This is a genomic window from Pseudomonas syringae group sp. 247E2 (assembly GCF_032587795.1).
Lineage (GTDB): Bacteria > Pseudomonadota > Gammaproteobacteria > Pseudomonadales > Pseudomonadaceae > Aquipseudomonas > Aquipseudomonas amygdali.
In genome coordinates this window covers 165,201-179,420 of sequence record NZ_JAWHPK010000025.1, presented here as the reverse complement: position 1 = coordinate 179,420, position 14,220 = coordinate 165,201, and the positions used below count along the sequence as shown (strand labels likewise).

Below are 14,220 nucleotides of genomic sequence, written 5' to 3'. Positions count from 1 at the left end.
GCCCTAATCAGATAGCCAAGCGCCATCTTTTTTCCGGAATTGTGAAAAATTCATTAAATAAACGTTATTCGCTTTCGTTCTCATTAACAGCGAATTGCGTGCACAGCCATCTCCCGCGCAGCGCCTTATAAAAAAGTTGCTCACGCCTGCCCCGTCGACGGCTGAACCCGACTGCGCAGACTTGAACAACGCTCTCAATCTCCTTGCCGATACCCACTGGAAAGAGCCAATTCATGCACAACCCGTCACGACTTACCCCGCTCAGCAAAGCGTTGATGCTCAGTCAGATGTTCCGCTCCCGGCCATCCATGGCGGCCATGGGCCTTGCGCTCTGTATGCCGGTGGCCAGCCAGGCACAGGAAACCGCCGCAGACGGTTCGACCACAACGGGCACGGTCAACCTGGCCCCGACCGCGATCGACTCGCAGTACCTGGGCACCGCCACTGACGGCACTGGCTCTTACACCACCGGCGCGGTAAGTATCGGCAAGGGCGCGCCACAGTCGCTGCGTGAAACACCGCAGTCTGTGAGCGTAGTGACTCGGCAAGTCATGGATGACAACAACCTCAACAGCCTGAGCAAGGTTCTGGAAGACACTCCGGGGATCACCTTCCAGTACCGTAACTTCGGCGGTCACGTGTATACCTCGCGCGGCTTCTCGCTGCTGGCGGAGAGCTTTCTGGTCGACGGCATTGGCGGCCAGGGCTATCAGATCACCGGCTGGATGCAGCCGGACATGGCCATCTATGACCGTGTGGAGGTATTGCGCGGCGCGTCTGGCCTGCTGGTAGGTGCCGGTCAGCCCGGTGGCGCGGTCAATCTGGTGCGCAAACGCCCGACCGCCGACAACAAATTTTCGATCACCACTCGCGCAGGTTCGTGGGATCAGTACCGCGTCGATCTGGATGGCAGCGGCAAGCTCAACGATTCGGGTACGCTGCGCGGGCGCATGGTCGCGGCTTACGATGACAGCGGTTCGTACCTGGATGGGCGCGACAGCCGCACCCCGCTGCTGTACGGCATCGTCGAAGCCGACCTGAGCGATGACACCACGCTGACCATGAGCCTGCGTCGCCAGGAACAGGTCATCAATGGATACTCGATCTACGGCCTGCCGCGCTACAGCAACGGCCAGTCGCTGGGCCTGTCGCGCTCGACCAATCTGGCGCAGAAGTGGAACCGTCTTGAAAGCGACATGACCGAGGTCTTTACCGAAGTCGCGCATCGCTTCAATGAGGACTGGACCAGCCGCACGTCTTTGACGTATTCGCAGGGCGGGTTTGATCAGGCTATCGCTTACGCGCGGGGAGCAGTCAACCCTGCGACGCTGGCGGGCTCGACCTTCCAGAACACACTTTTTCGCAGAGACGAAGTGGACAGCACCGGCTTGAACACTCAACTGGAAGGTAACTTCAACGCTTTCGGCCTCGAGCATCAGGTGACGTTGGGCGCCGACTGGTCGAGACAGAACGCCAATACGCATCAGGCTACTGTACCAACCCGATCCGCGATCAACATTTTCGACGTCAACCAAAGTGCGTTCGCCAAACCAGCTCGTCCGGCCTGGACCACCGACATCGACACCACCGAAGAACGCGCAGGCCTGTACGCCAACACGCGTATTCACCTGAGCGAGCCGTTGAGCGTGGTTCTGGGCAGCCGCCTGAGCTGGTATGACTACAAGTACGACGTCAAAACCGGCGCAGCCAACAGTTACGAATCCAAGCAGACTCAGGAATTCACTCCGTTCGCCGGCCTGATCTACGACATCAACGACAACTGGTCGTGGTACGCCAGCTATGCCGACATCTTCACGCCACAAGCCAACTACGTAACCGCAGGCGGCTCGCCGCTGGACCCGGCCATCGGTTCCAACTACGAAACGGGCTTCAAGGGTGAACTGTTCGACAAGCGCATGAACCTGTCGATGGCGCTGTTCTACATCAAACAGAAAGATGTCGCCGCGCTGGACGTGAACACTACTCAGACCTGCCCGACCAGCTCCGACGGCTCCTGCTACCTGCAGGACGGCATCAGTCGCAGCAAGGGTGTCGACGTCGAAGCCAGCGGTGAAGTGTTGCCAGGCCTGCAGGTATTCGGCGGCTATACCTTCAACATGCTGCGTAACAATGGCGATGCAGATGTAGCCTACGAAACACCGAAACACATGCTGCGCCTCAACACCAGCTACAACCTGCCGGGCGCATGGAACCGCCTGACCCTGGGCACCGGCGTGTCGGCAGATTCGGGTTATGAAGTGCCGTCCAACAAACAGCTGGGCGTTTCTGGCAAGGCCATCTGGGATGCGCGAGCCTCGTGGAAACTGGACGAGAACTGGAAGGTGTCGCTCAACGCCGAAAACCTTTTCGACCGCAAGTATTACAGCACCTCGATCGCCACCGACCGCTCCAACGTCTACGGCGAACCGCGCAGCTATGTCCTGACCTTGCGGGGGGATTTCTGATCTGAGTCCAGGCTTTTGATTCTGGCCGAAGGCCGTGGGAGCGAGCCGGGCGACGCTTCGTTTGTTCGCGAAGAAGTCAGTATGTTCTCCGAAAATGCATTGTCTGAACGACCGTCTTCGCGAACAAGTTCGCTCCCACAGGGATTTGCATTTATCCTGCACCCTCGATTTCAATGAGCCATCCTTCCCATGCCAACACCCTTCAGCCGTCTGCGCACAGGCCGCGTGAAAACGCTTGGCTTGCGTCTGGGCGGGCTGGTGCTGGCATTGGCTTTTCAGGGCGAGGCACTGGCTGAAGAGTTCGACTTCGATATCCCCGCACAACCCTTGAACAGCGCCCTTAAAGAGCTGGGGCGCCAGGGCGACCTGCAAATTCTTTACAACTCCGATGATGTGAACGGCAAGTTCAGCAGCCCGGTGCACGGCAGGTTGACGCCTGAACAGGCGGTCGCGGATCTGCTGAAACAGGCTGGTGTAACGCACAACCTCGAGGCCGACACCCTGACCCTCGGCAGCGCGGCGTCCGCGCACCCCATGAACCTTGGGCCGGTGGCGATCAAGGGCGACCCGTTCGGTATCACCACCGAGAGCAGCGGCTCGTATGCGGCGACCGGCGTGAGCATCAACAAGACGTCACAATCGCTGCGCGAAACCCCGCAATCGGTCACGGTCATGACCCGCCAATTGATGAACGACAAAAACCTCAATGGCCTCGACGAGGTGATGGCGCAGACGCCTGGCATCACCTTTTCGCAACGCAACTTTGGCTCTCATGTGTTCAGCTCGCGGGGCTTCGCGCTGGAAGACGAGAGCTACACCATCGATGGCGTTGCCGGTCAGGGTTACAGCGTGACCGGCTGGATGACCCCGGACACGGAGATCTACGACCGCGTTGAAGTGCTGCGCGGTGCTGCCGGGCTGTTGATCGGCGCGGGCAACCCCGGTGGCGCGGTCAATCTGGTGCGCAAACGGCCGACCGCCTTACCGCAGTTCTCGATCACCACCCGCGCCGGCAGTTGGGACCAGTACCGGGTCGATCTGGATGGCAGCAGCAAGCTCAACGACTCGGGCAGCGTGCGCGGGCGTTTTGTCACGTCTTACGAAGACCGTGGATACTTCATCGACGGCCTGAAAAAGACTGCGCCGCTGTTGTACGGCATTCTGGAAACCGACCTGAGCGAAGACACCACACTCACGCTGGGCCTGCGCCATCAAAGCGCGGATACCCACGGCTATTCGATTTTCGGCCTGCCCCGCTACAGCAACGGCAAGGCCATCGATCTGCCGCGCTCCACCTCCTTGGCCCAGGACTGGAACCGTCATCAGACCCGCACCGACGAAGTGTTCAGCGAACTGGAAACCCGCTTTGACGAAAACTGGAGCGGCACACTGTCTGCCACTCACTCCGATGGGGCTTTCGATCAGAAAGTCGCCTACGCACAAGGCGCCATAGACCCTGCGACCCAGAGCGGTTCACGACTGGTCAGAACCCTGTTTCGCTCGGACACGCTGCAAAGCGACGGTTTCGACAGCCATCTGGACGGTCGTTTCGACGCCTTTGGCCTGACCCACCAGTTGACCATCGGCGGCAACTGGTCTGAGCAAAAACGTGATTCGCGCTATGCCACCGCCAACAGCAATCGGCCGCTGGACATCTTCAATCCCGATCACGACGCGATTGCTGAACCTGCGCGTCCAGCCTGGCGCAGCACCGACTACAGCGACAAGCGTTATGGCATTTACAGCAACCTGCGCCTGAGCCTGAGCGAGTCGTTGAGCCTGGTCATGGGCGGCCGGGTCAGCTGGTATGACTATCAGAGCCAGTCCGCAGGCGTGACTACTCGCGCCCAGGAGGAAAACCAGGTCACGCCGTTCGTTGGCGTGATCTACGATCTGAACCGAGACTGGTCGTGGTACGCCAGCTACACCGATATCTTCCTGCCGCAGAGCGGTTATCGAACGGCATCCGGCGCATTCCTCGACCCGGCCATCGGTGCCAGCCATGAAACCGGCATCAAGGGCGAGTTGTTCGACAAGCGTCTGAACGTATCTTTTGCGCTGTTCTATGTGAAACAGAAAGACGTAGCGGTCGAGGACGATGCCAATGCGGGCCAGTGCCTGAGCAACGACGCTTACGGCACCTGCTATGTGAATGGCGACATCCGGCGCAGCAAGGGTATCGACATGGAGATCAGCGGTGAACCGTTACCGGGCTTGCAGACCCTGGCCGGTTACACCTTCAACCTCACGCGCGGCAGCGACGGGAAATCGATTTCAGCAGAAACACCCCGGCACATGCTGCGCTTGTCCAGCAGCTACAACCTGCCCGGCACCTGGCGTCGACTGACCGTCGGCGGCGGTGTGTCGGCGCAAAGCGGCTACTCGGAGCACGAGTCGACCCAGCCCATCGACAACCCTGGCCGCGCCATCTGGGACGCACGCGCCTCATGGAAGATCGACGAACACTGGTCGGTGGCCCTCAACGGCAACAACCTGCTGGATCGCAAATACTACAAGGCAACCGGCGACATCGACCGCGGCAACTACTACGGCGACCCGCGCAACTACGTCCTGACGTTGCGCGGCGATTTTTAGAAGCCCGCGCTCGCGCCTTACAATCAAGACCGGACGCAGAGCGTCGCACGATAGTTGGGGTCATCGTTCCGCACGCTCCGCGTGGGAATGCCGTTCGTGACGCTCCGCGTCACAGATCTGCGCCGCGCCGCACAATCAAGATCGGACGCAGAGCGTCCAGAACTGCATGCGACGCAGAGCGCCGCACGATAGTCGAGATTATCGTTCCGCACGCTCCAGCGTGGGAATGCCGTGCGTGACGCTCTGCGTCACAGATCTGTGCCGCGCCGCAACCTCAAGACCGGACGCAGAGCGTCCAGAACTGCATGCGACGCGGAGCGCCGCACGATAGCTGGGATTATCGTTCCGCACGCTCCAGCGTGGGAATGCCGTGCGTGACGCTCTGCGTCACAGATCTGTGCCGCGCCGCAACCTCAAGACCGGACGCAGAGCGTCCAGAACTGCATGCGACGCAGAGCGCCGCACGATAGTCGGACCAGACACCTATCGTTCCGCACGCTCCGCGTGGGAATGCCGTTCGTGACGCTCTGCGTCACACAAGCCGCTCGGCAAGCCCCTGCAGAAACACTTCCGCGAGCACCACGTTGTCATGCCGCTGATCAACCGTTGTCGAGCTGCGCAGCCCGTTCACCGAGCACTGTTCAAGCAGCACCGCTTCAGCCCGGGCAATCTGCCCTGGCGCACGGCTCTGCCCGGCCCACCAGCAATCGGCCTGTACGTTAAGCGTTTTCAGGGTAAATGCCTGGCTCAGTTGTGCGTTGGCTTCCAGTAGTTTGTAACCGGTTTCGATCTCGTCCTGCACGGCGATGTCCTGGAATATGCTGCGCAGGTTGTCGGCGTTCATGCCGGCCTCCAGCGCGACATGGTCGACCACCCAGTCAATCACCTCGCCCTCGCTGGACAGCGACTGCCGGGCGGTTTCGATAAGCCCCACAATCGACGCTTCCTGCAAGCCCGGCACAAACGCCTGCAAGCTTTTGATCAGGCTGCGGTAGTAGTTTTCGCCCTGTTTCTGCGTGGTGACCTCCGGCGCTTCTTCGACCCACTCCATCCCGACCGAGGCAGGCAACTGGGTGTCCACCAGCCCGAGAAAGCTCACCGTGTCGCCCTCACGCTCAAGCACATGCGCCACCTCGATGGCCAGCGCACCACCCATCGACCAGCCAAGCAGGTTGTAAGGCCCGTGCGGTTGAGTCATACGGATTTGCTCGACGTAGTAATCGACCATTTCCTGCCACGACGTATCAAACCAGCCCGGCACCACGTAAGCCTTGTTGACCAGCCCGTAAACCGGTCGGCTGTCGCTCAATTGGCCCGCCAGCGGGTAATACGAGTACGTGCCGCCACCGCCCGGTGGCAGGCAGAATAATGGCGCGTTGTCAGATCGACTGGCGTTCATGGCGATTACTGCCGATTTGACCTTAGCCTCATCGCTACGCATGAAATCGGCCAGCTCACCGAGGGTCTGCATCAACAGGAAATCATGCAGTTTGATGGAGACATCAAACGTCTCGCGAATCCTGCCTGCCAGCGAAACCGCCAGCAGTGAGTGGCCGCCCAGGGCGAAGAAGTTGTCGTTGAGCCCTACCCGTTCGACCTGCAGCACCTGCTCCCACAACGCGGCAAGACGTTGCTCGAATTCCGTACGTGGTGCGACGTGGCCTTGCTGTGAACGAGCCACGTCCGGTTTGGGCAGTGCGCGGCGATCCAGCTTACCGTTGGCGGTCAGCGGCATCACCTCGATAAAAACAAAGTATGTCGGCACCATGTAATCCGGCACATGAGTCTTAAGGTGCGTTTTCAGGGTTTCGCGCAGAGCGTCCGAATCCAGACCAGCATCAGTGCGCACCAGATACGCCACCAGCTGCTTGCCGGAAGGCCCGTCAATGTCGATTACATTGGCTTCTCGCACACCGGCATGCTCATGCAGACGCGCTTCGATCTCGCCCAGCTCGATACGCAGCCCGCGAATTTTCACTTGATGGTCGATACGCCCGGCGTATTCGATAACGCCTTCGTCACGATAACGCGCCAGATCCCCGGTGCGGTAAAGACGCCCGCCCTGCTCGTCGAACGGGTCCGGCACAAAGCGTTCAGCCGTCAGCGCTGCACGGTTGTGATAACCCCGCGCCAGGCCAACGCCACCCAGATACAGCTCTGCCGCAACGCCTTGCGCGGCAGGCAGCAAGCCGTCATCCAGAATGTGGGTTTTCAGGTTATCGATGGGTCGACCAATCGGCACGCTGAGCACGTCGTCCGGGGTGCAGGTCCAGTGGGTGACGTCGATAGCCGCTTCGGTCGGGCCGTACAGGTTGAACAAACCCGCCTGCGGGAGACGCTTGAGCACCTGACCGGCGAGTTCGGCAGGCAGTGCTTCGCCGCTGCACACCACACGATGCAGGCTGTTACAGCTTTCCACCTGAGGATGAGTCAGAAACGCCTGGAGCATCGACGGGACAAAGTGCAGCGTCGTGACCTGATGTTCGCGGATGGTCTGCACCAGCCGCTCCGGATCGCGATGATCGCCCGGCAACGCCACGGCCAAACGTGCGCCGGTCATGAGCGGCCAGAAGAATTCCCACACCGACACGTCGAAGCTGAACGGGGTTTTCTGCAATACCGTATCGCTGCCATCCAGCGCGTAAGCCTTCTGCATCCAGTGCAAACGGTTGACCAGGGCGCGATGGCTATTACCCGCGCCCTTGGGCTTGCCGGTCGAGCCGGAGGTGTAAATCACATACGCCAGATTTAGCGGGTGGCTGAGGTTTTCCGGGTTGGCAGTGCTGTAACCGGCCAGCCAGTCGCCGTCCTGATCCAGGCACAGACTTTGTACTTTCGCAGGAACCGGCAGGCGCTGTAACAGCGCGCTCTGGGTCAGCAGCAAACCGATACCGCTGTCCTGCATCATGTAAGCCAGACGGTCCTCGGGGTAATCCGGGTCCAGCGGCACATAAGCGCCACCGGCCTTGATGATCGCCAGCAAACCGACCACCAGTTCCAGACTACGCTCGACACAAATCCCCACCAGCACATCCGGGCCAACACCCGCCTCACGCAAGCGATGGGCAAGCTGATTAGCGCGGGCGTTAAGTTGCGCATAGCTCAGTTGTTCAGCCGCAAAAATCAGTGCCGGAGCGTCCGGCGTGGCCAGCACCTGCGCTTCGATCAGGCCGTGCAGGCAGTGCTCACCAGGGAAATCGGCAGCCGTGGCGTTCCAGTCGCGAACAATCTGCTGCTGTTCGTGATCATCCAACAACGCCAGCTCACCAATCGCCGCCTGCGGATCACGCACCAATGCCTGCAAAACCTGGCTCAGATGCGCCGACAACTGCGCCATGTGCTGCTCGCTGAAATGCTGGCGGGCATAGCTGAAGCGCATCGACAGGGTTTCGCCCAGATTGACCACCAGAGTCAGCGGGTAATGAGTCTGCTCCTGGGTGTGCAGGCCGCCGAACACCAGCCCCTGCGGCGCGGACTGTTGCAGCGCTTCGGACACCGGGTAGTTTTCGAACACCAGAATGTTGTCGAACAGCGCCTCGCCAGCGCTGCGTGCCCAGCGTTGAATCTCGTACAACGGTGTGTGTTCATGCTCACGCAGGGCGATGTTCTTCGCCTGCACTTGCTGAACCCAGTCCGCCACCCGCTGTTCCGGGCGCGGGCTGGCAATTACCGGCAAGGTGTTGATGAACAGCCCCAGTTGCTCCTCGACGCCCGGCAGGTCAGCCGGGCGCCCGGCCACGGTTGCGCCGAAGGTCACGCTGGACTGCCCCGTGTAGCGTTGCAGCACCAGCAGCCAGGCCGATTGCACCAGCGTGTTGAGGGTGACGCGCTGCTCGCGGGCAAACTCGCTCAACTGGCGGGTGCCATCGGCATCGATCAGTTGCAGGTAATCGCCATGCCCCTGCTCGCTCCCGGACGCTTTGAAGGCCTGAACCAGCCGGGTCGGCTCGTCCAGTTCGGCAAGCTGGCCGGTCCAGAAACGTTCACTGAGCGCAGCATCCTGGCGTTGCAGCCATTCGATATAGTCGCGATAACGACTGACTTGCCTCGGCAGCGTCTGGCCGCTGTAGCGTTGCAGCACCTCGCCCAGCAGACGCGAGCTGCTCCAGCCATCCATGAGAATGTGATGGCTGGTGTAGATCAGTTGATGCGTCTGTTCGCCAGTGCGCAATACGGCCAGGCGCAGAAGTGGCCCCCGAGCCAGGTCGAAGCCCTGCTGGCGATCGGCATTCGCCCAATCGTCGATCCATTCGCCTGATTGCGCACGAGCATCCAGTTCGACAAACGGCATGCTGACATCGCGCAACACCACTTGCAGCGACTGCTCAAGATGGCTGACAAAGCCGCTGCGCAGTACTTCATGGGCATCCAGCGTGGCCTGCCAGGCGGCACGGAAACGCGGCACATCCAGGCCACTGACCTCGACGCGCATCTGGTTGATGTAATTGCCCGCGTCCTGCTCGAACAGGGTGTGGAACAGCATGCCCTGCTGCATCGGTGCCAGCGGGTAGATGTCTTCGATCTGCGCCGCAGGGATTGGCAAACTGCTCAACTGCGACTGGCTCAGGCGTGCCAGTGGGAAGTCCGACGGCGTCAAGCCTGCCACGCCTTCGCGGGTGCAATGCGCAATCAATTGTTGCAGTTCAACGGCATATTCGTCGGCCAGCCGCTGCACGGTGTCGCGTTCAAATACCGCACCGCTGAAGGTCCAGCTCAGGCGCAATTCGCCGCCATACACTTGGCCATTGATGCTGAGCGGCGCAGCCAACGGTGCATCGGCGCTCTGCGACGCGCCGCTGCTCTCGGCCGAGGGCGTGAACAACGCGCCTTGTGCGTCGAAGCTGCCGTCGAACTGCCCGAGGTAATTGAACACGATACTGCCCAGCGGCAACGCTTGCAGGGTCTGCCGCGCCGATTCACTGCCCAGATAACGCAGGGCGCCGTAACCAATGCCCTTGTCGGGCACTGCGCGCAGCTGTTCCTTGATGGCCATGAGCGAATCAGCCAACGTGGCCTGCGGCGTGAGCCGGACCGGGTACAGGTTGCTGAACCAGCCGACCGTACGGGTGATGTCCAGCGTGTCGAAGAGGTCTTCGCGGCCATGCCCTTCCAGACGAATCAGGGCATGCGGCTGCGCGGTCCAGCGACTGACCACCCGCGCCAGCGCGGTCAGCAGCAGGTCGTTGATCTGCGTGCGATAAGCCGCCGGAGCGTCTTGCAGCAGTTGCCGGGTCTGCTCGCCATTCAGTTGCGTGACCACCGACAGCGCGTGCTTCTGTTGCTGACCGCCGTGCGGGTGATCGCAGGGCAAGGCGTCGCTGACATCCTGCAACTGCGTCTGCCAATAATCCAGTTCCTGCGTCAACGCAGGGCTTTGCGCGTAGGCCTGCAAGTGCTCGGCCCAGCTTTGCAGCGAGCTGGTTTTCGTCGCCAGCGCCAATGGCCGGCCTGCTGCGATGGCGACATACGCCTGTTGCAGGTCTTCCAGCAGCACCCGCCACGACACGCCATCCACCACCAGGTGATGGATCACCAGCAACAAACGCTGCTCGCCCTGCGGCAAGTCGATCAGCACCGCACGCAGCAACGGGCCGTTTTTCAGGTCCAGACTGCGTTGTGCTTCATCGGCCAGTTCAGGCAAGCGCTCGGCACTGTCCAGTTCGTGGGTCCAGAGCAGGTCGCGAGTGTTCAGCGCACCGAATGTGGCGTGCCATTGGCCGTCTTGCTGGGTGAAACCCAGGCGCAGCGCGTCGTGCTGTTCGATCAGCGCGGTCAGTGCAGCTTGAAGGTGGATTGCATCCAGCGTTTGCAGAGGCTTGAGCATCAGCGCCTGATTCCAGTGCTGACGCTCTGGGATATCCTGCTCAAAGAAACGTGCCTGAATCGGCAGCAGCGACAGCGAGCCACTGACCTGTTCAGCCGTCGCAGCAGGCTTTTTCTGGATCAGTTTTGCCACCGAGGCCAGCTGGCCGATGGTCTGCTTTTCGAACAACTGCTTGGGGCTGAGCTTGATGCCCTGGCGCTTGGCGCGAGCGATGATCTGCAGGCTGAGAATCGAATCGCCGCCCAGTTCGAAGAAGTTGTCGGTGCTGCCGACCTGCTCCAGTTTCAATACGTCCGCCCACACGGTGGCGAGCTTTTCCTCGATCTCGCCAACTGGCGCGGTGTAGCGCTGTTTGACCACGCCGGGTTTAGGCAAGGCGCGCTTGTCGAGCTTGCCGTTGGCGGTCACGGGCAGCCTGTCCAGCAGCATGATCTGCGCGGGCACCAGGTATTCGGGCAAGCGCGCAGCCAGTTGCTCGCGCAGACCTTCGACATTCAGGCTCGCACCGGCCGCCGCAACGCAGTACGCCACCAGTTGCAGACGTGTTTCGTCGCTTTCCAGCGGCTGCGCCAGCACCACGGCTTCGGCGACGTTTTCCAGGGTTTGCAGCAACTGGCCGACTTCCCCCGGCTCGACCCGGTAACCGCGGATTTTCACCTGATCATCCGCGCGCCCCAGGTACTCCAGCACGCCGTCCACCCAGCGTGCGCGGTCGCCCGCACGGTACAGGCGCTGACCCTCGGCGTGCGGGTCCGGCACGAAGCGTTCGGCGGTCATCGCCGCACGGCCCAGATAGCCCTGCGCCAGACCGCGACCGCCCAGATACAGCTCGCCCGCCACTCGTTCGGCAACCGGGTTGAGATAGGCGTCCAGCACCCGCGCTTTGCCATTGGCCAGTGGTTGACCGACCGGCACACTGCGGCAAGCGTCAACGCGCTCGGCGACTTCATGGGTGAGGATGCCGACCGTGGTTTCCGTCGGGCCGTAGTGGTTGACGATCCGGCAGCCCGGTTTGAGCGCGCGGATTTGCTCGATCAACGCCCAGGAACTGGCCTCGCCACCCAGAATCAGCAATTGGCCCGGCAGCACGTCGGTCGGGTTGGCGGCTTGCAGCAGCCCCTGCAAATGGCTGGGTACGATTTTCAGCACTTCAACCTGATGCTCGGCCATGTAACGGGCGAAGCCATCAGGGTCGAACGCTTGCTCGTGGGACAGCAGATGCAGCGGGCGCCCAGACGCCAGCGCACCAAACAGCAAGGTATGGCCCAAATCTGCGGCGACAGTCGACACCATCGCCATGCTCGCCCCGTCATCCAGCGACAGGCGCTCAAGCACGCCCTGCACGTAGTTGGCCAGCGCGCCGTGGCTGATCACCACGCCCTTCGGCTGCCCGGTGGAGCCGGAGGTGTAGATGATGTACGCCGGTTGTTCGGCGATGACACGCACATTCAGCGTACTGCCATCCACCTCGGACCATAGCGCAGCATCGAAGGCCAGCACCGGGCACACACCCAGTTGCGCGGCCTTGTCGTCGCCGGACGCGTGAATCAACAACACCGCGCCGCTGTCACGAACCAGTTGCTGCAAACGCTCGGCGGGCTGTGCGCTGTCCAGCGGCAGGTAAACGGCACCGAGTTTAAGCACCGCCAGCAGGCTGACCACCCATTCCACAGAGCGGTCCAGGCACAGCGCAATGGTCATGCCCGGTTTGATGTCCTGCGCATGCAGGTAGCGGGCGAACTGGTTACTGCGTTGTTCAAGTTCATCAAAGCTCAACACCTGCTGGCCAACGCGCAACGCGGTCTTGCCGCGCCCGATGCGCAGGCCCTGTTGCCACAGGCTGAGGAAGTCGCCGCAGGCAAAATCGGCGGTCTGTTCAGCAATCGGCAGCGACACCGTTTGCGGCTGATCGGCAAGTCGCTGGTCGGTGTCTGCGACCAGCGCTTGCAGTACAGCGCGTAGCGCCTCGGCCATGCGCTCGATGGTCGATGGCTCGAACAGGTCGGTGGCGTAAGTGAAATAACCGCGTATGCCGCCCGGCGTGTCGGTGAAGTCGAAGGCCAGATCAAAGCGCGCATCGCTGCTGCCAATCGGAAATTCATCGACAGTCAGGCCCGACACACGTTGCCCGCTGTCGTCGGCCGCCAACACGTGCTGATTGATCTTGAACTGGAACAACGGGTTGTGGCCCAGATTACGCTCGGGCGCCAGCGCATCCACCAGATGTTCAAAGGGCAGTTCCTGATGCGACTGGGCACCGGTCACGACCTGTTTCACCTGATCCAGCAACTGCGCAAAGCTCTGCTGTTCGTCCACCTGCACACGCAACACTTGAGTATTGATGAAGAAACCAATCAGGCCTTCCAGCTCGCTGCGGGTGCGCCCGGCGTTGGGCGCACCAATGCGAATGTCGGCCTGACCACTGAAACGCGACAGCACCACCGACAGTGCCGCCAGAGTCAGCATGAACAAGGTCTGGCCACTGTTACGCGCCAGGCTTTTCAGTTGCGCGGACAATTGTTCCGGCACATCGACGCGCACCGTCGCGCCACGCTGGCTCGGTTGCAGCGGTCGCGGATGATCCAGCGGCAGACTCAATAGCGGATGCTCAGTGCCCAACTGCTGTTTCCAGTAATTCAACTGCCGCTCGCCCTCCCCGGCCTCCAGCCATGCGCGCTGCCAGATCGCGTAGTCGGCATATTGAATGGCCAGCGCAGGCAATTGCGCTGGCTGCCCGGAGACCTGCGCCTGATACAACTGCACGAACTCACGAATCAGCACTTCGCCGGACCAGCCATCGGAGACGATGTGATGCATGCACACGGTCAGGACGTGCTCGGTTTCAGCCAATTGAAACAGCCTGACCCGCAGTAATGTACCGCTGAGCAAATCGAAGGGCTTTTGCAGCTCGGCGCGCACTTGGTTTTCGAGGTCGGCTGGCGCAACCGAGGCAAACTCAAGGGCAACGGTCGCCTGCTGAAGAATCTCCTGATAGAACGCGCCGTCCTCGGAAACAAACCGGGTGCGCAGGGTTTCGTGGCGCGGCACCAGCCTGTCCAGCGCTGCGCTCAATGCCTGGCGGTCCAGCGGGCCATTCAGACGCACCGCCATAGGCACGTTGTACGCGGCGTTGCCCGGTTCCATCTGCCAGAGAAACAGCATGCGCTGCTGGGCGTAGGACAGCGGGATACGCGCTACATCATGCCGGGTTACAGCGATGGGCAGCAGTTTGAAGCTCTGCCCGGTCTCGTGCATCTTGTTCAGAATCTGGCGGCGCTGTTCGACGGGCAAACCAACGAAACGCTGGGCGATACGCTCTGCTGCAGACTTGTCCAT

3 protein-coding genes are annotated in these 14,220 nt (G+C 61.3%); 2 read left to right on the top strand and 1 reads right to left on the bottom strand.

Annotation, left to right across the window (positions count from 1 at the left end; all coding sequences use genetic code 11):
- Positions 1–233 precede the first annotated feature (233 nt).
- Both RYC18_RS21090 and RYC18_RS21085 read left to right on the top strand, forming a co-directional pair.
- A complete protein-coding gene (locus RYC18_RS21090; RefSeq protein WP_016982544.1) occupies positions 234–2,465 on the top strand; it encodes a TonB-dependent siderophore receptor in 2,232 nt (743 codons plus the stop codon).
- A 189-nt stretch (positions 2,466–2,654) separates the two neighbouring features.
- Positions 2,655–5,060 carry a TonB-dependent siderophore receptor gene (locus RYC18_RS21085; protein WP_316886705.1) on the top strand — a complete coding sequence of 802 codons (2,406 nt, stop codon included), beginning with the start codon at positions 2,655–2,657 and terminating at the stop codon, positions 5,058–5,060.
- Between the two features lie 532 nt (positions 5,061–5,592).
- Here the strand turns inward: RYC18_RS21085 and RYC18_RS21080 are convergent.
- Positions 5,593–14,220, bottom strand: a complete 8,628-nt coding sequence (locus tag RYC18_RS21080; RefSeq protein WP_316886704.1) for a non-ribosomal peptide synthetase — start codon at positions 14,218–14,220, stop codon at positions 5,593–5,595.